The 22,858-nt window shown below is 65.0% G+C and carries 22 protein-coding genes and 1 pseudogene; 8 read left to right on the forward strand and 15 right to left on the reverse strand.

The annotated features are described in order from the left end of the window. Positions 1-105 precede the first annotated feature (105 nt). The 4 genes and pseudogenes from AB4Y67_RS11420 to AB4Y67_RS11435 all read right to left on the reverse strand — a co-directional run bounded on the left by AB4Y67_RS11420 (position 106) and on the right by AB4Y67_RS11435 (position 3,598). On the reverse strand, positions 106-1,248 hold the full coding sequence (locus AB4Y67_RS11420; protein ID WP_441405891.1) for an amidohydrolase family protein: 1,143 nt from the start codon (positions 1,246-1,248) through the stop codon (positions 106-108). Further along, positions 1,248-2,009: pseudogene (locus tag AB4Y67_RS11425) on the reverse strand (glutamine synthetase family protein); the annotation flags it as partial. The pseudogene AB4Y67_RS11425 and the gene AB4Y67_RS11420, both read right to left, overlap by 1 nt. An 18-nt stretch (positions 2,010-2,027) precedes the next feature. Then, positions 2,028-2,612 (reverse strand): hypothetical protein, encoded by a 585-nt coding sequence (locus tag AB4Y67_RS11430; protein ID WP_441405892.1) that lies wholly within the window; start codon positions 2,610-2,612, stop codon positions 2,028-2,030. A 284-nt stretch (positions 2,613-2,896) separates the two neighbouring features. Continuing rightward, positions 2,897-3,598, reverse strand: coding sequence for a FadR/GntR family transcriptional regulator (locus tag AB4Y67_RS11435; protein WP_441405893.1), 702 nt, complete (start codon positions 3,596-3,598; stop codon positions 2,897-2,899). Positions 3,599-3,862: 264 nt separating this feature from the next. Between AB4Y67_RS11435 and AB4Y67_RS11440 the strand changes: the two genes are divergently transcribed. From AB4Y67_RS11440 to AB4Y67_RS11460, 5 genes are read left to right on the forward strand one after another with little or no spacing between them, the layout of a single operon-like run. Further along, positions 3,863-4,090 (forward strand): lipoyl domain-containing protein, encoded by a 228-nt coding sequence (locus AB4Y67_RS11440; protein ID WP_441405894.1) that lies wholly within the window; start codon positions 3,863-3,865, stop codon positions 4,088-4,090. Positions 4,091-4,094: 4 nt separating this feature from the next. Then, on the forward strand, positions 4,095-5,093 hold the full coding sequence (locus AB4Y67_RS11445) for a thiamine pyrophosphate-dependent dehydrogenase E1 component subunit alpha (protein ID WP_441405895.1): 999 nt from the start codon (positions 4,095-4,097) through the stop codon (positions 5,091-5,093). Further along, positions 5,090-6,100, forward strand: coding sequence for an alpha-ketoacid dehydrogenase subunit beta (locus AB4Y67_RS11450; RefSeq protein ID WP_441405896.1), 1,011 nt, complete (start codon positions 5,090-5,092; stop codon positions 6,098-6,100). Before AB4Y67_RS11445 ends, AB4Y67_RS11450 begins: the two co-directional genes overlap by 4 nt. After that, positions 6,097-7,014 (forward strand): NAD(P)-dependent oxidoreductase, encoded by a 918-nt coding sequence (locus AB4Y67_RS11455; RefSeq protein WP_441405897.1) that lies wholly within the window; start codon positions 6,097-6,099, stop codon positions 7,012-7,014. Before AB4Y67_RS11450 ends, AB4Y67_RS11455 begins: the two co-directional genes overlap by 4 nt. 52 nt (positions 7,015-7,066) lie before the next feature. Then, positions 7,067-8,410, forward strand: coding sequence for an MFS transporter (locus tag AB4Y67_RS11460; RefSeq protein ID WP_441405898.1), 1,344 nt, complete (start codon positions 7,067-7,069; stop codon positions 8,408-8,410). Between the two features lie 197 nt (positions 8,411-8,607). On the opposite strand, the gene AB4Y67_RS11465 is transcribed toward AB4Y67_RS11460, so the two are convergent. The 4 genes from AB4Y67_RS11465 to AB4Y67_RS11480 all read right to left on the reverse strand — a co-directional run bounded on the left by AB4Y67_RS11465 (position 8,608) and on the right by AB4Y67_RS11480 (position 11,922). Then, the gene (locus AB4Y67_RS11465; protein ID WP_441405899.1) at positions 8,608-8,871 is read right to left on the reverse strand and encodes a hypothetical protein; all 264 of its coding nucleotides are present in this window, start codon (positions 8,869-8,871) and stop codon (positions 8,608-8,610) included. A 224-nt stretch (positions 8,872-9,095) separates the two neighbouring features. Next, a complete protein-coding gene (locus tag AB4Y67_RS11470) occupies positions 9,096-9,920 on the reverse strand; it encodes an SDR family NAD(P)-dependent oxidoreductase (protein WP_441405900.1) in 825 nt (274 codons plus the stop codon). Continuing rightward, the gene (locus AB4Y67_RS11475) at positions 9,917-10,051 is read right to left on the reverse strand and encodes a hypothetical protein (protein ID WP_441405901.1); all 135 of its coding nucleotides are present in this window, start codon (positions 10,049-10,051) and stop codon (positions 9,917-9,919) included. The genes AB4Y67_RS11470 and AB4Y67_RS11475 overlap by 4 nt, the downstream gene beginning before the upstream one ends. Further along, a complete protein-coding gene (locus AB4Y67_RS11480) occupies positions 10,048-11,922 on the reverse strand; it encodes a Na+/H+ antiporter (RefSeq protein ID WP_441405902.1) in 1,875 nt (624 codons plus the stop codon). The genes AB4Y67_RS11475 and AB4Y67_RS11480 overlap by 4 nt, the downstream gene beginning before the upstream one ends. A gap of 160 nt (positions 11,923-12,082) precedes the next feature. Here AB4Y67_RS11480 and AB4Y67_RS11485 point away from each other — a divergent pair, with 160 nt between their 5' ends. Continuing rightward, positions 12,083-12,388, forward strand: a complete 306-nt coding sequence (locus AB4Y67_RS11485) for a hypothetical protein (protein WP_441405903.1) — start codon at positions 12,083-12,085, stop codon at positions 12,386-12,388. Between the two features lie 72 nt (positions 12,389-12,460). Here the strand turns inward: AB4Y67_RS11485 and AB4Y67_RS11490 are convergent, their stop codons facing one another. Further along, positions 12,461-12,826 (reverse strand): hypothetical protein, encoded by a 366-nt coding sequence (locus tag AB4Y67_RS11490; RefSeq protein ID WP_441405904.1) that lies wholly within the window; start codon positions 12,824-12,826, stop codon positions 12,461-12,463. Between the two features lie 100 nt (positions 12,827-12,926). Continuing rightward, positions 12,927-13,550, reverse strand: a complete 624-nt coding sequence (locus tag AB4Y67_RS11495; RefSeq protein ID WP_441405905.1) for a PadR family transcriptional regulator — start codon at positions 13,548-13,550, stop codon at positions 12,927-12,929. A gap of 219 nt (positions 13,551-13,769) precedes the next feature. On the opposite strand from AB4Y67_RS11495, the gene AB4Y67_RS11500 reads away from it, so the two are divergent. Both AB4Y67_RS11500 and AB4Y67_RS11505 read left to right on the forward strand, forming a co-directional pair. Further along, positions 13,770-15,206 (forward strand): MFS transporter, encoded by a 1,437-nt coding sequence (locus AB4Y67_RS11500; protein ID WP_441405906.1) that lies wholly within the window; start codon positions 13,770-13,772, stop codon positions 15,204-15,206. 70 nt (positions 15,207-15,276) lie between these two features. After that, positions 15,277-16,056 (forward strand): ion transporter, encoded by a 780-nt coding sequence (locus AB4Y67_RS11505; RefSeq protein ID WP_441405907.1) that lies wholly within the window; start codon positions 15,277-15,279, stop codon positions 16,054-16,056. A 7-nt stretch (positions 16,057-16,063) separates the two neighbouring features. On the opposite strand, the gene AB4Y67_RS11510 is transcribed toward AB4Y67_RS11505, so the two are convergent. The 5 genes from AB4Y67_RS11510 to AB4Y67_RS11530 all read right to left on the reverse strand — a co-directional run bounded on the left by AB4Y67_RS11510 (position 16,064) and on the right by AB4Y67_RS11530 (position 22,844). After that, entirely contained in the window at positions 16,064-17,506 is a 1,443-nt protein-coding gene (locus AB4Y67_RS11510; RefSeq protein ID WP_441405908.1) for an SLC13 family permease, read from the reverse strand. Positions 17,507-17,660: 154 nt separating this feature from the next. After that, positions 17,661-18,779: an ABC transporter substrate-binding protein gene (locus tag AB4Y67_RS11515; protein WP_441405909.1), complete on the reverse strand. Its 1,119-nt coding sequence runs from the start codon at positions 18,777-18,779 to the stop codon at positions 17,661-17,663. Further along, positions 18,776-20,584, reverse strand: a complete 1,809-nt coding sequence (locus AB4Y67_RS11520; RefSeq protein ID WP_441405910.1) for an ABC transporter permease — start codon at positions 20,582-20,584, stop codon at positions 18,776-18,778. The genes AB4Y67_RS11515 and AB4Y67_RS11520 overlap by 4 nt, the downstream gene beginning before the upstream one ends. Continuing rightward, positions 20,584-21,669: an ABC transporter ATP-binding protein gene (locus AB4Y67_RS11525; RefSeq protein WP_441405911.1), complete on the reverse strand. Its 1,086-nt coding sequence runs from the start codon at positions 21,667-21,669 to the stop codon at positions 20,584-20,586. The genes AB4Y67_RS11520 and AB4Y67_RS11525 overlap by 1 nt, the downstream gene beginning before the upstream one ends. Before the next feature lie 32 nt (positions 21,670-21,701). Then, the gene (locus AB4Y67_RS11530) at positions 21,702-22,844 is read right to left on the reverse strand and encodes a PrpF domain-containing protein (RefSeq protein ID WP_441405912.1); all 1,143 of its coding nucleotides are present in this window, start codon (positions 22,842-22,844) and stop codon (positions 21,702-21,704) included. Positions 22,845-22,858 lie beyond the last annotated feature (14 nt).

Genomic DNA, 22,858 nt, shown 5'->3' on the forward strand with positions numbered 1-22,858 from the left:
CCTCATGTCCGGCGGCCAATTGCTCAACGCTCCCTCAGGTCTGGCGCCCCGCCGACACGATTGTCACCGCTACCCGACGCTCCGACTCGGGATCTGGCCAGACGCTCAGGCGAGCCCGTACACACGGCGGGCGTTGTCGCGCGCGACGAGCTGCACGATCCTGCGGGCGTCCGCCTCGGAACAGTCGTCGTCGTCGATCCATCCGCCGACCACTTTGGAGATGGCGTTGCGCCACAGTCTCGCTCCGAGGTAGTGCAGTTCGGCCGGGCCGAACGCGTCGGAGGAGTACAGGACTTTCGTGAAGGGGGCCAGCTCGAAGGAACGGGCCACCAGGTCCCTGCTCCGTGTCCCGGTGTAGTTCACGGCCAGGCCCACATCGAGGTAGACGTTTTCAAAGGCGTGGGCCAAATAGCCGGCTTCACGCTCAAACGGATAGCAGTGGAGCAGCATGATGGGTGTGTCCCGCACATCGGGGGACCGCAGAAAGTCCAGAAGGTACAGGGGATTGGTCTTGTGGAGGTCGAGGTCGCGGTCACCTAACCCCACATGGAACTGCAGCGGAAGCTTCATCGACACGGCCGTGTGGATCCCGTGGGCAAGGAGGGGCACATCGGTGAGCCTCACGGGGGTGCCGGCGCGCAGGTTCTCCTGCCAGCGGCGGGCCGCTTCAACCACCGCGGCCGGTGTGGGCCGGCTGAGATCCTGGTCAAATCCCGCGCGGTAGGCGAGTACTGTTTTGAAGCCCACGGCGCTGCGGGTCAGCTCTTGAAGCCGCTGGCCGAACTCTTCGACGTAATCGCCAGGGTTGTCGATCTCCTGGATCAGCGACTCGGCGACCAGTTCCAGCCGAACGATCTGGTGGCTCCGCCCACCCGAGACCTCGGCCATGCCCGCCATGCCGAGGTAGCCAGGCGCATCAAGACCAGTATCGATCAGCCAGTCGCTCACGCCGGCAGCGCGGGTCATGCGCGTGCAAACCTCGAGTTCGCCAAGCTCGGAGCGCCGGCTCCAGTAGTCCGCCGGTGAGGCGTGCCGTGGCAAATCAAGAATGCCGCTGCACCAGCGTCGGATGGCGAGCCCGATTTGGGTGTTGTACGCGTCCCCGGGGTGGGCCAGCGGTTCGGTGCTTCCCTCGTTGAGCGCGTTTTGGAAGCGGGCCTCGTCGCCGTCGGCGCGAAACGCGCCATGCACGTGGTGATCGATGAGGCTGACGTGGTCAACGAAGTCCGGGAAGGACCCGCCGGCCATCAGATCGACCAGGCAAGTCGAAAGCGTCCCGCCAGCTCTTCCGGCGGGAGTCCCGCGGAGATCCGCTGTTCGTAGCGCCGGACGGCCACCGTGGCATCGACGATGGCGTCGCCGAGCAGCCCGCGCGCCAGGCGTGACGTGTCCAGCGTGTCGATGATGTCAGCGGGGGAGTCCGGGAGCAGCCGGATGTTGGCCCGGCGTCGCTCGTCTTCGGAGAGCCGGCCGGGGTCGCCGGGGATCTGTTGCGGAAGCCTGCGCCCGTGGCGGATGCCGTCGAGGGCGAGCGCAAGGATGGCTGCGGACGCGAGATACACGTTCGACGACGGGTCGATGATTTTCACCTCGACGTTGGCTCCGTGCGGGTTGCTCTCGCCCTCCTCCAGGAACCGCACCGAGGCCTCCCGGTTTTCCAGGCCCCAGCACAGGTAGGCTCCCGACCACGTGCCGGGTGCCAGGCGGCTTCCGGACAAGACTGATCCCGTGAGGAAGCCCTGGATCTCGGGGAGTCCTGCGATGATGCCGCCGATGGCCGCGCCGCCCTCCTCGCGGATGCCGTGCGGTCCGCTGCCGCCGGAGAACAGCGGCACGCCGTCCTTGTGGAGCGAAAAGTGCTGGTGGGCGCCGTTTCCGACCGTGCCGGCAAAGGGCAGCGGGGAGAACGAGGCCTGCATACCGTGGGCCCGGGCCGTGATGCCAACGATGAGCTTGGACAGGACCACGGTGTCCGCGGCCTGAACCGGCGAAGCAGGAGGGAGGGAGAACTCGAACTGGTTTCTGCCCTACTCGGCGTGGAGCTGCTCTGCCGGAACGCCGGCCTGGTTCAGTGTGGTCAGCAGGTCATCGAGGAATTCCGCCCGGTCCAGCAGGCCGGTTGCCCCGTACGGAACCCAGAGTGTGGTGTCCAGCGCTGAACCGTCCGAGGCGACGAGGACGAATTCCAGTTCGTGGCCCACGAGTGCCCGGTACCCGGCTGCGTCCAGGCTCCCGTCGACGTCGGCCAGCAGTCCGCGGGCGCAGGCCGGAGATGCGGTTCCGTCTTGTTCGAAAAGGCTGCCAGGCGCCCAGGCCCGGCCGCCCGGCAGGATGCGGAGCCCCTCGATATCGATCTTCAGGCGCAGATCGCCCACGGTGGTGATGGTGTCCGTGAACGCTATCCCGCCGTCGATCGCGAAGACATGCCAGACGGGGGCGGCGCCCATCCCGGACTGGTGGAAGGCGCCGAGCCGGGCCAGCGGGACGCTCTTGGCCAGCGTGATGCCCGAAGCGTTCACCACCGTGCCGATCACGGTGCGGACGCCGGCCTCCTGGAGCTCGTGCTGAGCCTTGGCGACAGCGGATTCGTCCGCTGATGCGATGTACGCCATGCGCTCATCATGCGACGCATGCCAACCCCAATGAAAGAGTCGAAGGATGCGCCGGCTTTTGGCTTGCACCGTGGGTGCGGCCGCACCAGCGTCAACGGCGCCATCCACGCGTTCGCCGCCGTTCGACGACGCCGACTGGGCCAAAGAGGCGGCCGAAGTGAAGGCGAACAGGCCCCAGGAGGACTCCCGGGCGCCGGCAAGTCCAGCCGAAGATCAGGGGTACCTTGGGCATCCGAACCTGCTCCTGATACTTCGGCGTTCGTACGGCGGGGCCACGGCGGTTGTCAGGGCAGGGCCGACGAACCCGGCTTGGTGACTTCCACCAACTCGCCCGCCCTGTCTATCCGCGCAAAATGTTCGTCCATGGCGTTCATTGCCTCGCCCGGACTCCCTGATTTGAGCGCGTCGAGTATGTTCCGGTGCAGGCTGCGGAGCACCTCGGCGTCGGAGGACAGCGTCCGCATCCGGGCTCGTCGTTCGGTAACTGACTGCGCGATGAGGTCGCCAACTGCCTCCGACAGGAAGATGAGGGCAGCGTCTCCAGATGCCTGGAATAGTGCCGTGTGAAACTCCAGGTCGGCCGCGTAGAGCTCATCAGGGTCGGTGGCAGCTTCCATCCGCAGTACGGCCTCCTCCACATGCGCGATGGGGACGGGCTTGCCTACGGTGGCAGCCAATCGGGCGGCTTCCCGTTCCAGGGCCACGCGTACGGATTGGAATGCCGTCGCCGAGGACAATGCCGACGCGTGGAGGCCGGTCCGCAATGCCACTGCCACGTCCTGAGGCTTCATGACACGGGTGTATGTCCCACCCGCGCCTTTGCGCTCCAGGGCACCCATCGCCTCAAGCATCCGCAACCTGTCCCGCAGGGCGGTCCGGGAGCATCCCCAGCGCTCAGCGAGGTCGCGCTCCGAGGGAATTCTCTGGTCCGGCCCAACTTCGTCAACAAGTTCCAGCAGGCGGTCCAGCAGGTTGTCGTCGGACACTGAAAGCCTCAATTCACGTTCGATTCGCGATGCCCGGCACAAGTGTGGCCGATGGTTCATCTCATCCTATCTTGGACCTACCAAGCGTGTGGTCCGGGGAGGCTGCCCGCTTGGGTCGGCCAAAAGAGTCTCGCCAAAAGACTGGACTCTTGGTAAGACCAAGATTACTATTTGGAGTGACCTAGATTATATCCGGTAGTTCCACCGTCCCGTCGATAAGCACGAGATGCCGTTGGCACACCACCCCGATCGGAAGGAAGCCCTGTGGACGTTGTAGTCAACCAGGACATTCTTGGCAGCGAAACTGAAGCCGACATCAGCGAATGGCTGATCGAAGACGGCAGCGAGGTGACGGCGGGCCAGGCTTTGGTGGAATTGGAAACCTCAAAAGTGCAGGTTGAGGTCACCTCCCCCATGGCGGGAGTCATCACCCTCATCGCGGCGGAAGGCGACGTCATCGAGCCCGGCGCCATTATTGCCAGGATTGCGTAAACCCATGGCCACTCCTCAAACAACGGAGCTGAACGTCTTCGATCCGGCTGCAGACGGTACGGCGGCGCTCAAATCAATGACCGCCATCCGCGAATTCGAATCGCGCCTCCCCGGCTATTCCCGAGAAGGACTCATCCGCGGCTCGACCCACCCCTCCGTGGGGATGGAAGCCATCGCGGTCGGCGTCTCCCACTCCCTACGCGCGACAGACAGCATTGCCAGCAACCATCGCGGCCACGCCCACTGCCTGGCCAAGGGTGCCGACGCGGGCCGTACCCTTGCTGAAATCCTTGGCCGCCGGGACGGCTACTGCGGAGGCAAGGGCGGCTCTATGCACATCGGCGTGAAGGAACTTGGGATCCTCGGTACCAACGGCATCGTTGGAGCTGGCATTGGTCTGGCAACGGGAGCTGCTTTGGCGGCGCAACAACAAAACAGCGGCGACGTCGCCGTCGCGTATTTTGGCGACGGCGCCAGCAACCAGGGCGTATTGGCAGAAAGCTTCAACTTGGCCGCCATCTGGAAGCTTCCGGTGATCTTCGTCTGCGAAAACAACCACTTCGCCCAATCCGCAACCCTTGAAGAAATGGTGGCCCAGCCCGAGCTGCGCCGCCGCGGCGAGGCCTATGGGGTCCCTTCGTATGACGTCGACGGCATGGACGTCGAAGCCGTCGCAAACGTCACCGCAGAAGCAGTGGAGCGCGCCCGCCGCGGGCTCGGCCCCACCTTCATCGTCGCCGACACGTACCGATACCTCGGCCATATGGCGGACGACACGGAGATCTACCGTACGCGGGAGCAGGTCGAGGCGTGGAAGGACCGTGACCCGATCGCCAAGCTTGCCGCCAAGCTTGTGGATCACGGGACGCTGACCCAGGAGGACGTTGACGCCATCGCCGCAGAAGCGGAAGCCGCCGTCGATGCCGCCGAGGCATTCGCGAAGGCCTCGCCCTTCCCCGACATTTCGCAAGCTTTCACCCAGGTCAGTGAGGATCACCGATGAACAAGCCGGCACAGCAGTTGACGATATGGCGCGCACTGAACGCGGCCCTGCATGACGAATTCACCGAAGACCCGGACGTGATGATCATGGGGGAGGACATCACAACCTGGGGAACCGGGGGCGGCATATACGGCGTAACCCGGAAAATGGCGGAGACGTTCGGCAAGCATCGCGTGCGGGACACCCCCATCAGCGAAGAGGCCTTGATCTCCGCAGGAGTCGGTGCTGCGATGGCGGGAACCCGGACCATTGTGGAAATCATGTACTCCGATTTCAGCCTTCTCGGCGCAGATGGCCTGATCAACCAGGCAGCCAAGTCCCGGTACATGTTCGGCGGCCAATTCGCCACGCCGCTGGTTCTCCGCACAAATGGCGGATCAGGTATCGGCAAGGCGGCCCAGCACTCCCAGTCGCTGGAGACCCTCTATGCGCACATTCCCGGCCTCGAAGTCGTCGTGCCATCAACAGCGAACGACGCTTACGGACTGCTGCGTACCGCAATCAAGAGCAACAATCCAACCATCTTCCTTGAGCACAAGGGCCTGTACTACGACAAGGGTCCGGTTACCAAGGAACTCATCCCGTTCGGACAGGCCCGGACCGCCCGTGAGGGCAAAGACATCACGGTCGTCGCCACCCAGCTCATGCTCAGCCGCTCCCTCGAAGCGGCAGAAGAGCTTGCGGAACGCGGCATCGACGTGGAAGTCATTGATCCTCGCACGCTCTACCCCCTGGACATGGATTCCATCTACGCCTCCGTCCAGAAAACGCGCCACCTCGTGGTGGCACACGAAGCCGTCCGGGACTTCGGGTGGGGCGGGGAAATCATTGGCAATGCTGTTCAGGAGTGCTGGAACGAGCTGGATGCGGCCCCTCGGCGGCTCGGAGCCGCCCGCACACCCATCCCCTACAGCGAGGAGCTGGAAAAAGCCGTCATTCCGAGTACCGGAGCTATCGTCGCGGAGATCCTCGCCGCTCTCGGCAGCAAGGTGGCCCAGCCGGCATGACCAGCGCATCAGCCACGCCCCTCGTCGGTTTTCTCGGCATCGGCGCCATGGGCCTGCCCATGGCCCGACGTATCCATGAAAGCGGCCAGCGCGTACGCGCAGTGGACTTGAATCCGGGCCAGGTTGCCAAGGCTTCAGAAATGGGAATCGCGGCGTCCACGGCCCTCGACGATCTCGCCGCCGCTGACGCACTGTTTGTTGTCGTCGCGACAGGCGACCAGCTCCGGGGACTCCTCGACTCCGCCCTGCTGTCAGGGACCGGCAACATCAAGACTGTCGTGGTGCTCAGCACAGTGGGGGTCGACGCCGTGACGGACTTTGCCGGCAGGCTTTCCGACCGCGGAATCAGCGTCATCGACTGCCCCGTCACCGGCGGAGTCAGCGGCGCGGTTGAAGGCCGACTCAGCCTCTTTGTTGCCGGCGACCCGGCGGATGTCGATGCCCTCCGAGGCCCGCTGGAAACCATGGGGGCAGTTCAGGATTGCGGAACCAAGGCAGGCGACGGGCAGGCCTACAAAATGGTCAATCAGCTGCTGGCGGCGTCACATCTCGCCATCGCCGGGGAAGCGCTCGCGTTTGCGCACGCGCTGGGACTCGATCAAGGAAAGGCGCTCAAGGCAGTCAGCGGGGGCGCCGGAGGATCCTGGATGCTGTCAGATCGGGGTCCCCGCATGATCCAGCCGCCGGAACAACGCCCCACCCAGACCCACCTGTCCATCTTCCTGAAGGACACCAGCCTGGTGAAAGCCGCAGCGGCAGGGGCCGGATTCGACGCCAGGATCCTGAACGCCGTGGCCCGGGAATTCGAGCGAGCCTCCCAAGGAGGACTCGATAGGGCAGATGACTCTTCGATCGTGGATGTCGTACGGAGCCTGCCTAGCAATGCCGAACAGAGCCCTCGACAGCGGGCTTAATCAACTCCAGCAATTCATGCCGTTCCCCCAGAACTCAAAGAGGAGATCTTCAGTGGCAACCCAAATCACATCTGATCAGGGCGCCTTGCGCGCCTCCACCCGCCGCAAAGTACTTTGGCGCATCATGCCGTTCCTCATGCTGTGCTACTTCGTGAACTACTTGGACCGAAGCAATATCGGCTTCGCCGGGCCGAACGGGATGAACGAGTCCCTCGGGCTGACGGCCACGGCCTTCGGATTCGCGTCGGGCATCTTCTTCATCGGCTACATCCTGCTTGAAATTCCCAGCAACTTGGCCTTGCACCGCTTTGGAGCCCGGAAATGGATGGCGCGAATCCTCGTCTCCTGGGGCATCGTGGCTGCCCTGACGGCGTTCGTCCAAGACGCCACGATGCTCTACGTCCTTCGTTTTCTGCTCGGGGTGGCGGAAGCCGGATTCACGCCGGGCATCCTCCTGTACCTGACGTACTGGTTTGTCCAGAAGGATCGGGCGCAGGCGTACGCAATGTTCCTCATTGGCATCCCACTCTCGTCAGTCATCGGCGCTCCTTTGGCCTCGGGCCTCATCCAGTGGGGAAACAACCTGCTCTTCGGCCTCGACGGCTGGCGCTTCATGATCCTCATCACCGGCATTCCGGCGATCCTGTTGGGTGTCATGTGCTTCTACTACCTCACGGACAAACCGGACCAGGCAAAGTGGCTGACCGAGGAGGAACGTACGCTGCTTGTCCGCGACCTCGCCGACGAGGAAGGCACTTATGTCCAGCACAAGCTGCGCGGCGTCCTGCTCAACGGAAAAGTCTGGCTGCTCGGCCTTGGCTACTTCGGCCTGGTGTTTGGCCTCTACGCCATCGGTTTCTTCCTGCCCACCATCATCAAAGACTTCCAGCAAACATTCGGTATCAAATACTCCGTCATCGAAATCGGGATGCTCACGGCTATCCCGTACGGTTTCGCCGTTGTTTTCACGATCCTCTGGTCGATGCACTCCCGACGCACGAATGACATCGCGGGACACGTCGCCGTCTCTGCTTTGATGGGCGCCGCCGGCATCCTGATCGCGGTCTGGGCGCCGTCGTCGATTGTTACGCTGATCGGCATCAGTATCGCGGCGATGGGACTCTGCTCCGGGATTCCGCTTTCCTTCGGACTGCCTACAAAGTTCCTCACCGGAGTGGGCGCGGCGGCCGGGCTGGCCCTCATCAACACCATCGGCAACCTGGGTGGCTTTGGCGGACCGTTCATCTTCGGCTGGTTCCGCGACCTGACAGGCACCACCAGTGCAGGCCTCTACGTCATTGCCGGCCTGTGCGTGGTGTCAGCCATATTGGCTGTGCGCACAAAACGCTGGACAACCGAGGTTCGGACTGAACGGGTCCCCTCGCGCGTCGGTTAGCAATAGGGCGTGGTTCGAGAGTACGACTACGTAAAACTCCAAGCGGACGACGGCGGGAGGCCGCCGGCGTCGTCCGCTTGGCAGGGTCCTTTCCGGGCGCTAAGGTTCCAGCGGACCCGGATGGCCTCGGCAATCGGCCGGCTGTGACGTCAACCGGGAAAGCAATGGGCGCGGTTTTTGTCACTCCGATGACCGAGTCAGGGCTCGACGAGCATCAGAATTGTTTCCGGACGGACGCCGTCGAATTTCATCGCTTCGGCCGCCTCCGCGGACTCCATGATCCGCTGGAAGGTTTCCATGTCGGGGACTTGGGCGACCAGGCCCACACGGTTGCTCTTCGCCGGGTCGATGAATGTCCGGACCGTGATGCCCAGCGGCCCGAATACCTCTTCCCGTTTTGGTGAGCTGAGCCAGCGCTCAACGTCGTCGACTTCGTGGAAAATCATCAGTGTTGGCATCATTTCCTCAGCTTTCTGGGGTGGGGCCAGGAGCCGGGCTGGTCAAGGGGCCGCGTCGGGACATCCTGATTACGCTGAACGTACCACGGCCCCGAATGCGGCGGTAGCGGGGAAAACTGGCAGTTCGGCCCCGCCATATGGGGGCCAGCCGGGAAGACAGGCAAGGCGTCGGTTGGCCGTAGACGAGTGAAGGACGACGGCCACGACGACGGCCGGGGCCAACTCGTTTAGAGCCCGTCCCGGATGTCCCCAAGAGTGAGGGCCGGCGGCGAACTTCCGTCGGTGTCCAGGACGCCGAACTCCTTCGCAACCGCGGCGGCGACTAGCACCTGGCCGGTCCGCGCCATCAGGTTCGGATCGTGGAATAACGCACTGATCACGCGGCCGATGAACTCGGGGCTCTCGCTGGTCGAGAGATCGAACGCGCCACTTTCCGCCGCCGCCAGGACCGCCTCGGTTCGCACCAGGCCGGGGTAGAGCGAGATGACCGGAACGTCGAACGGTTTCAGCTCGACTGCCATGTCGGACGTCATCTTGTCCGTCGCAGCCTTGGCGATGCCGTAGATCGTGTTGCCGAGATGACGCTGAGCGGCCCAGAAGCTGATGTTGACGATCAGCCCGCCGTTCTGCGGCGTCATCAGGCGCGCCGCGTGCGCCGAACAAACAAATGCCGCGCGGACGCCGGCGTCGATCATCCCGGTCCAGCGGTGCATGGGCTGCTCCCAAAACGGCGCAGGCCACGTGAACGCGCCGCCTTCGACCATCTTCTCGTATCCGCCCCAGGCGCAATTGACGAGGAGATCCAGGCGCCCCTGCTCGGACCGGAGCACTTCATACACGTGCGCCGTCTCTTCGTCTTTGAGATGGTCGCAGCGCAGGCGCCGGATCTCCCGCGGCAGATCCGCCTGGTCGATCGAGCGGCCCGTGCCGTACACCTCAAACCCCGCGGCCAGGAGACCCAGGGCGATGCCCCGGCCTACCCCTCGGCTCGCGCCGGTCACGAGTGCAACGTTTCCCGCTGGCACCTCGTCGCGTCCGCTCACGTGGTTCATGCCCGGGCGCTGCGCTTCCAGCGGACCCGGAGGGCTCCGGCAATTGGACCGGCAATAGGGCCGGCGGTGACGTCGACGGTTACAGTGTGCACGGTGACCTTCCCGGTGCTGGAAGAGACGTTTTGAGTCATCCCAGCAGGTCGTCCTCATAACACCAGCGCCAGTCTTCGCCCGGCTCGATGCTCCGCATGACAGGGTGCCCGGACGCTTCGAAGTGCCTCGAGGCGTGGCTTCCGGGTGAGGAATCACAGCATCCCACCTTGCCGCACGCCAGGCACATCCGCAGGTGCACCGTCGTCGTGCCCTCCTTCCGGCAGTTGACGCAGAAGGGGTCCCCGGGTACCTCCGGAGACCGCGCCGACTCGAGGTGGGCACATACTCCGCCCGGCCTCGCGATCCCTTCCCCACCGCCCTCGCCGGAGGTGTCCACCTCGTCCAACGCCATGTCCAGCATGGATTCTTCAACATCCAGCCGGTCCAGCACCTCGCTGAGGACCTCCTGCGCGTACTCGCCGCCGCGCCGCAGTTCCAGTACCTTGGCCCGTTCCGCATCCAGCATGGCCAGCCGCAGCCAGGCGTAGCGCGCGCTGGGGGTCGCCGTTTCCGCCGAGGGGCGGCCGAGCCGTTCCCAAGCAGCCAGCCCGCGCTCCTGGGTGCGCCGTTTCAGCATGGCCACCACCTCTGGCGGATCGTTGTCCGTGCGCAGTTCCTGCAGGCGGGCAACTCCGGCGGCCGTGGCCAGCTGCATCAGCGAAGCCTGGTTCAGCGCGTCTTCGCGCTGGTCCGGGCCTTGGATATTCAGGAGGCGGACCAGTCCCGGGAGCGTGAACCCCTGCAGCGTCAGCGTGCCGCCCACCACCACAAGGGCGGCCAGAATCAACACCGAACGGTGCTCCAGATCTGCGGGCAGCACCAGCACCGCGGCCAGGGTGACCACCCCCCGCATCCCGGCCCAGGAGACAATCGCCGCGAACTGCCACGGCGGCGCCGGGTCATTCCGCCGCACGGCCGTAATCAGGCGGGGCAGGTAAGTGGCCGGGAAAACCCACACCGGCCGGAGCACCAGCACCGCCAGCAGGATCACGGCGCAGCCGGCCCAAATCCGCCCGGCGCCCAGGGAGTCGTCCTGGACGCCGTCGATGATGGTCCGCACCTGCAGCCCGATCAGCAGGAATACGGCATTTTCCAGCAGAAACTGCACAGTGTTCCAATTGCTGCGCTGGCTTAGCCGGGCGGCGCCGTTGGGCATGGACGGCGCCTTGGTGCCCATCACCAGCCCGGTAACGACGACGGCGAGGACGCCGGACGCGTGAATCGCCTCCGCCGGAAGGTACGCGACGAGCGGGGCTATCAACGACGTCGACGTGTTGATGGCGACGTTCCGGGTCCGCTTGCGGAGCTCGGTCAGCACGTAGGCGGCTGCCATGCCCACCACCACTCCGCCCCCTGCCGCGAGCAGGAAGTCCGCGGCGATCCCCGTCAGGGACACCGACCCCGCGATGGCGGCGATGGCAGCACGAAGGCAGATCAGGGCGGTTGCGTCGTTGACCAGGGATTCACCCTCCAGGATGGTGACGATCCTGCGTGGCATCCTCACCTTCCTCGCGATGGCGGTGGCCGCCACAGCATCCGGTGGCGCCACGACCGCGCCGAGAGCGATAGCGGCAGCAAGAGGGATTTCCGGGAACAACCACCAGACCACAAAGCCCACTGCGAAGGTTCCGAAGATGACATAGCCCACCGAGAGCAGTCCGATGGCGCGGCGGTTGGAGCTGAAATCGAAGAGCGAGGTCCGCAGCGCCGCGGCGTACAGCAGCGGCGGCAGCAGTCCCACCAGGACGACTTCAGGGTTCAGCTCAATGTGCGGGACGAACGGAAGGAAGGAGCCCGCCACGCCGGCCACCACCAGCAGCAGCGGCACCGAAATGTTGAGCTTCCGGCCCAGCGCGCTACCGGCGCAGACCACCGCGACGAGAACCAGGAGTCCCAGCGCAATGTCCATTGGGACATTGTCTCAGCCGGAGGCAAAGGTGTCCGGGCCAGCCGGGCATTTTCTGCGGCCTGCGCCGCGCGAGGCGGGCAGAAGGCCGCCTTCCGGCCCTACCGGGAGGCCGCTGGACGTCCTATCGTGGTCCTGAATCAGCCCGAGGAAAGGAACGACGATGTTCACCCTTCAGATTGGCTATCAGGTCCGGGACTACGAGGCGTGGAAGAAGGTCTTCGACAGCGATCCCGCAGGCCGCGCGGCCTCAGGCGCCCGGTCTGTCCGGGTGTTCCGGGATGCCGAGGACCAGAACAGCATCGCCGTGCTGCTGGACTTCGACACCAAGGACGCGGCGACCGTCTTTCTGGAACAGCTCCGCAGCAAGGTATGGGACAAACCGGAAGTGATAGGGCAACTGGTGTCGGCGTCGCCGACAGCCAGAGTCCTGGAGGAGGTGGCCCGCGAGGGCCAGGGCGCCGGCTGACCCAGTAGGGGAGCGGCGCCCAAGCGCAGACGGACGACGGCGGGAGGTCCCGCCGTCGTCCGCTCAACAGGTTCAGTCCTGGGCGCTGAGGTTCCAGTGGACGCGGATGGCCTCGGCAATGGGGACGGCGGTGACGTCGACCCGGAAAGCAACGGGTGCGGTTCCTGTCTCTTCGATGACAGAGTCACGGTATACGCGGCCGCAGGAGGGACACAGGGTGTGGAGATCCTCATCGGGAGGCCATTCCGCCAGCCCGGCGGGGACCGGGGTGGTGTCTCCGAGATGGACGGGGACGCCTTGTGAGTTCGCCTGGATCAACCCTTCCTTGCTGACGGTGTTGCCGCACACGCAAGTGATGGTGGTGACATCATGATCGATTACATCGGCGGTTTCAGAGTCCACGGTGACCTCCCCGGTGATGGAAGAGACGTTGTCCAATTAGCTTAAGCCTGCTGATCCGGGCGGAGGCCCAGGAATTAAATCCCAGAAATTAAATCAGGCCGGCCGCGCCACCCTGGCCCCGGGTCCCGTTCAGGTGCTAGTCGGCGAGGATCTGGTACAGCGAGCGCCGGGTTTCATCGATTTTTTCCATCGCTGCCTTGCGTTGCTCCTCGGAGGCCGAGAAGCGGAACTGGTGGATCACGCCCATAAGCTTCCCCACGCTCTGATGAAACGCCGGGCCGGACCCCTGGGCGTCGGTGTTCCAGGCGTCCGCGAGCTCCTCTGCGTGGTCGGCGACGTAGGCCCTGCCCGCGTCGGTAAGGGAGAACTCGGTGCGCCGGCCGTCGCTCTCGGGCGCGATGAGTTCCTCGTCAACGAGCTGCTGCAGCGTCGGGTACACAGAGCCCGGGCTGGGACGCCAGGCGCCGGACGTCCTCTCGGCTATTGCCTTGATCAGGCCGTAGCCGTTGGACGGTGCTTCGGCCAGGAGGGAGAGGATGGCGGATCGAACATCGCCCCTGTTTGCCCGGCGTGAACCGCCCGGACCAAATCCGGGGCCGAATCCGGGACCGAACCCTGGCCCAAACCCGCGGCCCGGCCCGAAGCCGCCCCCCGGTCCGAAGCCGCCGTGTCCGTGGGGTCCGCGGCGACCTCTGCCGCGGCCGAAGCGTCCCGCGGGGGAGCCGCTTTCTGGGAATTTGTCGTCGTTTATGCCTTTCATAGCGGCATCGTCCTTCCTCTGGGAGTCATTCATTTTGTTGGTCACCGAACCTATCGGCGATAGTTAACGATATATCGGTAAGCATCGTTGAGCAAGAGTCTATTCAAAGTGTTTGCGGTCAAATCCGGGACTAATTCGGCGGAGGGTGCAGTTATGCAATCGGAATAGGAACCGGTTTTGCCGGCAACGCGCTTTGGGCCCCGACAGGAATGGGACGACGTGACGACAACGCATGCTGACGGTGTGGGCTTCCGGTCCAAACGCGGACCGGTCCTCATCGCCCTGATGCTCTCCACCGGACTGGTGGCGATCGATGCCACGGTGGTGGCAACAGCGGTGCCTTCGATCGTGGACGACATCGGCGGTTTCACCTCGTTCCCGTGGCTGTTCTCCGCCTACCTGCTGGCCCAGGCCGTGTCGGTCCCTGTCTACGCGAAGCTCTCCGACACCATCGGCCGCAAGCCCATCATGCTCATCGGAATCGGCCTGTTCCTGCTCGGCTCCATCCTCTGCGGAGTCGCCCGGAGCATGCCAGCGCTCATTGCATTCCGCGTGGTGCAGGGCCTGGGCGCCGGAGCAGTCCAGCCCATGGCCATCACCATCGCCGGCGACATCTATACGCTGGCCGAGCGGTCAAAAGTGCAGGGCTACCTTGCGAGCGTATGGGCCGTCTCCTCGGTCGTCGGTCCAACGCTCGGGGGAGTGTTTGCCTCCCTCGGCATCTGGCGTGGCATCTTCCTCGTGAACATCCCGCTGTGCATCGTGGCCGGGTGGATGCTGGTGCGGTCGTTCCACGAGAACATTGAGCGCGTGAAACACCGCGTCGACTATCTGGGGGCGGGGCTGCTGACGGTCTCCCTGACTTTGCTCATCCTCGGGGCCCTTGAGGGCGGCCAGGCGTGGGCGTGGAACTCTGCCGCCAGCTACGGAGTGTTTGCCGCCGGTGCGGTTTTGTTCGCCGCGTTCATCTTCGTCGAGCGGAGGGCCGCGGAACCGGTCCTGCCGCCGTGGGTTGCGTCCCGCCGGCTGCTGGCGACGACGGCGATGGTGTCCTTCGGCGTCGGAGCCGTCATGCTCGGCCTCACTTCCTACGTTCCCACGTTCCTCGAGGGTGCACTCTCCACCTCCCCGATCCTCGCCGGGCTCGCCTTGGCCGCGCTCACTATCGGCTGGCCGATCAGTGCATCCCAGTCGGGGCGCCTGTACCTTCGAATCGGGTTCCGCAGGACCGCCCTGATCGGCGTCACGGTCACCGTCATCGGCACGGCGGTCCTTGCGTTCACCGCCTTTTCGCCGAACATAGCGATGGTCGCGGCCAGCTGCTTCATTGTCGGGCTGGGACTGGGGCTCGTGGCGACCCCGACCCTCATTGCCGCCCAGTCGAGCGTCGAATGGAACGAGCGCGGCGTGGTCACCGGTACCAACCTTTTCGCCCGATCGATCGGCAGCGCAATCGGCGTCGCCGTCTTCGGGGCAATAGCGAACGCCGTCTACGCCGGCACGCCAGACGGCGGCACGGATCCACACACGATTGTGGCGGCCTCCGCCGCCGTGTTCCTGGCCGTCATGATCGGTGCCGTCCTCACGGTCGTCGCCGTGATCGCGATGCCCGCCACAAAAAGCGTCCACCAGGCCCACGCCGCCGCGCGGTCGTAGTCACCAAAATCCCTCCAGGACCGGGCGAAAAAGTGTCGGCACGCAGCTTCTTGCGTGCCAGAATCCTCACATGGCCAAGGAACGCAGTGAACTGAAGAGCATCGGTTACGAGATCTTCATCGGTATCCTTTCGATTTTGTCGATCGTCAATCTGGGGCTCCTGTATGCCGCGCAGGAGAAGTCGATCGATACAGTGCTGACGGCGATGAACGCCCTCTTCAGCGTGATCTTCGTCGTCGACTTCCTCTACCGGATTGTCACCGCGCCATCGGCGGGCGCCTATTTCTTCAGGCACTTCGGCTGGGCCGATCTGTTGGCCAGCGTGCCGTTGGCGCAGTTCAAGATCCTGCGTGTCTTCCGGCTGATCCGCGTGTACCGGCTGCTCCGCGATGTCGGCACCCGCACCGTCCGCCGTGCTCTGATCAAAGATCGGGCCGGCAGCTCCCTCTACACCCTGCTGATCATGGGCATTCTCGTGCTGGAATTCGGAAGCCTCACGATGCTCACCGTCGAGGAGGGCGCCCCGGGGGCCAACATCACGACCGCCTCGGACGCCATCTGGTTCACGATCGTCACGATATCGACGGTCGGATACGGTGACCAATATCCGGTCACCGATGCGGGCCGCATGATCGGCGCAGGCATCATCATTGTCGGTGTCGGTATCTTCGGCACCTTCACCGGCTACCTGGCCAACTTCTTCCTGTCTCCCAAGAAGAAGGAATCCGCACCGCCCGTCCATGCGACGGACACGAGCGCCACAACGGTCGAAAGGCTTCGACTGAGCCTCGAAGAGTCCGAAGCAAAGCTCGCCGAGATCAGAAAGCTGCTTGCCGGGCCGGCCCAGTGAAGGACTGTCACATGACGCCGGTGGGTACCAGCAGGGCCCAGGCCAGGGCCGGGGCCACCAGCACCACTCCTCCGGCATAGACCATCAGCTGGCGGTAGACGCGGTGCCGGTCGTTCGCCCGGGCGTTGGCGACAACTAGCGCGCCGTCGGTGGAGAACGGGGAGACATCCACGACGGTGGCGGCGATGGCCAGTGCCGCCACCGTTCCGGAGGCGCTGAGAGAGCTGGTGGCCAGCAGCGGACCGGCCAGCGGGATGAACGCGGTGAGCAACGCCGTGGAGGAGGCGAAGGCTGAGCCGACGCCGATCACGTAACAGAGGACCAGCGCCACCAGCAGCGGTGCACCCAGCGCCAGTGCCATCTCGGCGAGGGTGTCGATGACGCCCACGTGCTGGAGCAGGGAGACATAGGTGATCATGCCCGCGACCAGCAGGACCGTGGACCAGGAGACGCCGCCGATAAAGGTTTGATGTTCCTTGATGTTGACCAGCGCGAGCAGGAGTCCGGCCGAGAGGGCCACAAAGCCGATCGGCATATGGAAGCCCAGGGTGCACACGAGCATCACGGCGATCAGCACGAGCGTGAGGATCTGCTGGCCGTGGGGACGGCCGGTCCGGGTGTCCAGATCGGCCTGCTGGCCGCCCTCGCCGTCGCGCAGCTTGCCCAGCAGGACGAACAGGACGATGGTCAGCACGGAGAGAATGAGATTGATGGCGAAACTGGCCAGGAAGAGTGCGCCCTGGGAGATGGGAAAGCCGTTCGCAAGCGCGACGTCGTGCACCAGCACGCCGGCCACGGACAACGGTGAAAAGCCGCCGGCATGGGCCCCGTTGATGATGAAAGCCCCCATTAGTACCGGATGGATACGGGACTCGTAGGCGAAGGCGATGGCCGCCGGGGCCAGCAGTGCGACGGCGGCGGGGGAGAAGGTGCCCAGTGCCGTCAGTGCGGCTGCGAGCAGGAAGAACACCCAGGGCAGCAGCAGGGTCTTGCCCCTGACGAGGCGCACGCAGTTCTGGACGATGATGTCGATGGTGCCGTTCCGCTGGGCCATGCTGAAGAAATAGGTGACCCCGATGATCGTCAGGACGATGCTGGCGGGGAAGTCCTTAAGGATCTCCTTGTCGGTCATGCCGAGCAGGAAGTAGCCGACGCCGAAGGATGCGACCAGCCCCATGACCCCGATGTTGAGTGGCCACCTCGTGGCGACGACAAACATCACGACAAGAATGACGAGCGGGATGATCTGGACAGCGGTCATGGTCTGCTCCGGTTGCGTGGTGGCCGCCGGGGCAAAGATGTCACCGCCCAGCAGAAGGGCGGCCAGACCCAGGAACACGAATCCGGCCACCGCCAAGATTAGAGTACGGCGGCGACGGCGAGGACGGTTGGGACCGTCGTCCAGGGTCTCGCCCGCTGGGGCAGGGGCGCGGTGCGCAGTCTCAGTCATGGGGGTCTCCTCAGGAGTAGCACTTGCGAGGGAGGCCGTGGCGGCACTGCCGGAGGCCTCGGGGAGGTGGCGGTGAAACAGCGGGGCGGCCGTCGTTGCGATGAGTCGGCGATCCGGGTGATCGCCTTGGCCGCCCCGCTGTAGTCTGCGGAATTCAGCCGATGTAGCCGAAGATCCGGTTCCAGGTTTCCTGGTCGTCTTTTCCGTGGCGGGCCAGGTCCTCGGGCATTCCACGGTGCGGGAGCCCGGTGTTCATGGCCGGGAGCTGGACATCCATCACCTTGGGAGCCGGGGCGGAGGAATCGGCCGGGTATTCGCCTATCTGGGAGAAGACGCTGGCTCCTCGTTTGCTGAGGTTCCAGTTCATGAACAGCTGGGCGGCGGCCGGGTGTTTGGCCGTGGGCGTCATGCCCAGGAAGTAGTCGTAGAGCGCGAATCCTTCCTTGGGGACCACGAACTTCACCGGCGCGTTGTTGTTTGCTGCGATGTTGACGCTGCTGACCACTGCCGTGGCTACCTGGATTTCACCGCGAGACAGGCTTTCCTGCTGCGCGCCGGAGGAATCGAAGATCCGTGGCTGCTGGGCCGCGTAGCCCTTGAGGTAGTCCTCGCCGAGGGCGTCGAGCTGGAAACGGACCAGGGATGCCGAGCTGCCGCCGGCGCCGACCTGCGTGGTGCCGATCTTCCCTTTCCATTTGGGGTCCAGGAGGTCCTGCCAGGACTTCGGGGCGTCCGCCTCGCTGACCAGGGCCGTGTTGTAGGCGAACGTGAACGCCGGGTCGAAGACGCGGTAGAACTTCCCGCCGTCGTACTTCACCGTGTCATCCAGCTGGTCGAAGTTGGGGACCTTGTGCGGCGCGAAGGTGCCGGCCTTGTTCATGGCTGATACCGAGGAGAACTCGGAGGTGCGGATGACGTCGGCCCCCAGCTTGTTGGCGCCCTGTTCGCTGAGCACGCGCTCCAGCAGTCGGTTGGGTACCAGCCGGACCAGGTTTACCTTGATGCCGGTGTCCTGGGTGAAGGCCTTGATGACTTCCTTCTCGCTGTTTTCCACGTAGCCGCTGTAGAGGCTGATGGACCCTTCGGCCTTGGCCTTGGCGAACAGCTCGCTGTCAGCCACGGTCTGCCCGTTGATCACGAGGTCGGAGGTGGCGGAGAGGGATTCGGCCTTGCTGACCAGCGTGACGGTCTTCGGGGCGCTGCAGGCGCCGGCGGTGACCGCCAGCACGGCGGCGGCCAGCACCGACGTCGTTGTCTTGAGGATGTTTTTCATCGTGCTTCTCCGTTGGTTGCGCGGGCGCCGAAGGCTTTCGCGATGACGACCAGGGCCAGGATGACCAGGATGTAGAGCAGGCTCGTCGAGGCTGCGGAGCGCAGCGCCCCGTTGTCGTAGTTGTCAAAGACCACAATCGCCAGGAGCCGGGTGTTGGAGGTGAACAGGAACAACGCGGCGGAGAGTTCCCGCATCGCCAGCATCAGCAGCAGCAGGACCGTGGACATCACGCCTGTCTTCATCAGCGGCAGGGTCACATAGGACACCGCGCGCGCCCTCGTGGAGCCCAGAAGCACTGCGCTGTCCTCGAGGTCCTTGTCCACCTGCAGGATGCTGGCGGACATGCCCCGGTACCCCTGGGGCAGGTAGATCGCGATGAAGGCGATGATCAGCACCACGATGGTTCCGTACACGGGCAGCGGCAGTACCAGCCAGGTCCAGAGCAGGCCCAGGCCCATAACGATCGCCGGAATGGCGAGCGGGAGCATGGCGACGAACTCCAGGCTCTTCCGGCCCGGGGTCTTGGTCCGGTACACGAGGTAGCTGAGGTAGAACGCCAGCCCGGCACCCAGGATTGCGACGCAGACGGCGACCATCACGCTGTTCCGTGCCGCGTCGAGGAAGGTGGACGACTGCAGCGTCTGGAAGAGCGACCAGAAGGAGAGTGCATCTTCGCCGAATAGCTGGCCCAGGTTGGAGACGTAGGGCGAGGACTGCAGCGAGGCCAGCAGCAGGGCTATCACCGGCAGCACGATTGCCAGGGCGAAGTACGCCAGGGCGAAAGCCAGGCCCACGCCGCGGAGCTTGCCGATGTCCATCATGCGGGGCTTCATGCCCTTGCCGGACACGGTGGTGAAGTTCCTTTTCATCACCACGCGCTGCTGGATTGCGGTGACGGCTATCAGGACGACGGTCAGGACGACGGCGACCGCGGCGGCTTCGTTACCCCTGGCCGGTGCGGAGTTCATCAGGCGGTAGATGAAGGTGGGCAGTGTTTCAATCTGGCCGGGGGTGCCGATCATCTGGGCGACCGGGAAGTTTTCCATGGTCAGGGCAAAGATCAGCACGCCGGAGCCGAGAATCGCCGGTGTGACGAGAGGGAAGGTGACGGTTTTCAGGATCTTGCCGAGCGAGCCGCCGTGGACGCTGGCGGCCTCCTCCAGATCGGGGTTCATGAGGGTCATGGCGCCGTGGATCAGCAGGAACGCATAGGGGGCGTAGTACAAGGCCAGAACCAAGATCAGGCCGGGCATCGTGTAGACGTTGAAGAGGTTGCCCAGGCCGATGCCGCGGGTGAGCAGGTTCAGGTAGCCCGTGGCGGGTCCGGCCAGGAGGGACCAGGCCAGTGCCCCCACCAGGGAGGGCAGGAACATCGGCGCGATGCCGATGAAGTAGATGACGGCCTTGCCCCAGATGTTGGTCCTGGCCGCAAGGAAGGCCAGGGTTCCGCCGATAAACATGGCCAGCACTGAGGCGGATGTTGCCACCACCAGGGAGTTGGTCAGTGCGGTGACCGACTGGTGGGAGGAGAGGATCTTGAAGTTCTCCAGCGTCAGGCCGCTGAGTCCGATCGAACCCGGCCGGGGTGTGGAGCTGCTGAAGGCAGAGATCAGGATCAGGGCCATCGGCATGAGGATCAGGAGGGCCAGGAGGGCCAGCATCAGCCACGTGGGCATGGACTTCCTGAGCTGGTGGCCGAGCTGGCCGCCGGTTCTGCGTCGGGGCTGCGGGGCCGGTTTCTCACGGGGCGGTGTGCCCGGCTGCTGATCCGGCCGCTCGCGGAGGTCTGTGGTGGCGGCGGACATCAGGCCACCTCGGCGGGGAGGACCTGGATGTCGGAGGGGTTCGCCGTGACCCAGACCCTGTTGCCTTTTCCGGCGGGCGGGCCGTCGCGGCGGGAAACTAGGGCCTCGATGGCGGGGCCGCCGTCGAGCTCGATCAGGTAGCGCACGTTCGAACCCTGGTAGCTGGCCACGGCGACCTCGCCGGCCCAGTTGTTGGAGTCGGCCTCTGGCCGGTGTGCGGAGACGATGACGTCCTCCGGCCGGATGCACGCCTTGATGGCATCGCCGCCGAGGGTGTACTCGACCGTGGACAGTTCGAGCTTGTGCTCCGCCATCTTGTACGTTCCGGGGTGGCCGTTCTTGAGCACCGGGAAAATGTTGGTGACACCCAGGAAGTCCGCGATCGAGGCGCTCGCCGGGTTTTCGTAGATCTCGCCGGGACTTCCCACCTGCGCGAGCCTGCCGTTCTGCATGAGCGCGATCCGGTCCGCGAGGGCCAGGGCCTCACCCTGGTCGTGCGTGACGTAGACGCTGGTCAGGTTGAGCTTCTGCTGCAGTGCCCGGAGTTCGATCCGCAGGCGGTCCCGGAGCCTTGCGTCAAGGTTGGAGAGCGGCTCGTCGAGCAGCAGGACGCTGGGGCGCATCACCAGGCTGCGGGCCAGGGCAACCCGCTGCATCTGGCCGCCGGATAGGAGGCTGGCGCCGCGCTTCTGGAACCCGTCCAAACCCACCAGCTGGAGTGCCTCGTCGACGCGCTCCGTGACTTCCTTTTTGCCCAGTTTCTTCATTTGGAGCGGAAAGGCGACATTTTCGAAGATGGTGCGGTGCGGCCAGACGGCGTAGGACTGGAAGACCATTCCCACGTTGCGTTTGTGCGATGGGACGTTGATGTTTCGTTCGCTGTCGAACACCACCTGATCCCCGATGGTGATCCTGCCGCGGACGGGTGTCTCCAGCCCGGCGATGCAGCGCATGGTGCTGGTCTTGCCGCAGCCGGACTTGCCCAGCAGCACCAGGGAGTGCCCGTCCTCGATTTCGGCGTTGACGCCCTGGACGGCGTAGGTATCGCCGTATTTCAGGTCGATGTTCTCCAAAGTGACTTTCATGTCAGACTCCTTTGTCTTGGTCTTTTATGCGGTTAGGCGCTGGCCCGCACAGGGGCGGCGGCGCGGGTAAAGATGATGGATTCGCTGATGACGCGGGCGGCCCGCTCCAGGCCGATCCGGGCAGGCCGCCCGAAGGGATCCACGTTGGCGACGGTGCCGATGATGCCGGCGGCGGTGCCGATCCGGAGGTGGGCAACGGCGTCGGGAGCTGTCTGGATCGCCCCGCCGGGCAGGGCGGCGTGGACCACGGTGCCTGCCGTGAGGGCGGCGGTGGCGATCCCGACGGCAGACGTCAGCCCGATCGCAGGGTGCGGGGCGTGCATGGAGAGGGTCCGGATCGAGACGTCGTAGGCCGAGCCGCTGATGTGCTGGCCGCCGGTGGTGACGAAGTCCGTGGCGGGGCCAACCACGCCCACCTTGGGCACCGCGTGGTCAACCGGCGAGCCGGCGGCCCTGAGCCCCATGCGCACCGCGGCCGCGCTCCGGATGCGGGTGAGCAGGGGCACGAATTCCGAGAGTTCCGCCAGGCTTTCGGTTCCGGTCAGGCCCAGGCTGTCGGCCGCCACCAGGACCATCGGTGCGCCGGCGTCGATCATGGAGACCAGATAGTTCCGGCCGTCTACCGTCAGTTCCTCGCGGGCGTGCCGGGTGGGCAGTGCAGCGCCGGTGCTGCCGCCGGCGGGGTCGAGGAAGGCCAGGGTGACGGGCACTCCGGTGGCCAGGGTGCCGGGGACCTGCGCGTCGCCGAAGGCCGGCAGTTTCCCGTCCGGGGTGGCGACGTCGGCTTCGAGCCGGGTGCCGGTGTTCAGGTTGCGCATCCGGACGAGGGTGGTTCCCGGGGTGGGCTGCACAAAGCCGTGGCTCACCGCGTAGAGGGCGATGGCCGTTGCGCAGTTTCCGCAGTTGCTGCCCCATTCGACGCGGCCCTCGCCGATGCCGACCTGCGCGAAGAGGTAGTCAACGTCGACGTCGTCATCGGGGGCGGCCGAGACGACGGCCGCCTTGGAGGTGGTGGACGTGGCCCCGCCGACGCCGTCGATCTGGCGCGGGTCCGCCGCGTTGAAGGTGTCGATCAGGAGGGCCTCGATCTGGTCCCTCGACGCCGGAAGGTCCTGGCCGTCGAACAGCCAGCATTTGCTGGTTCCGCCCCTGACCAGGGTTGCTGGGATTCTCAATGGATTCTCGATTC

The sequence above is a fragment of the Arthrobacter sp. YAF17 genome (assembly GCF_052113365.1).
GTDB lineage: Bacteria > Actinomycetota > Actinomycetes > Actinomycetales > Micrococcaceae > Arthrobacter.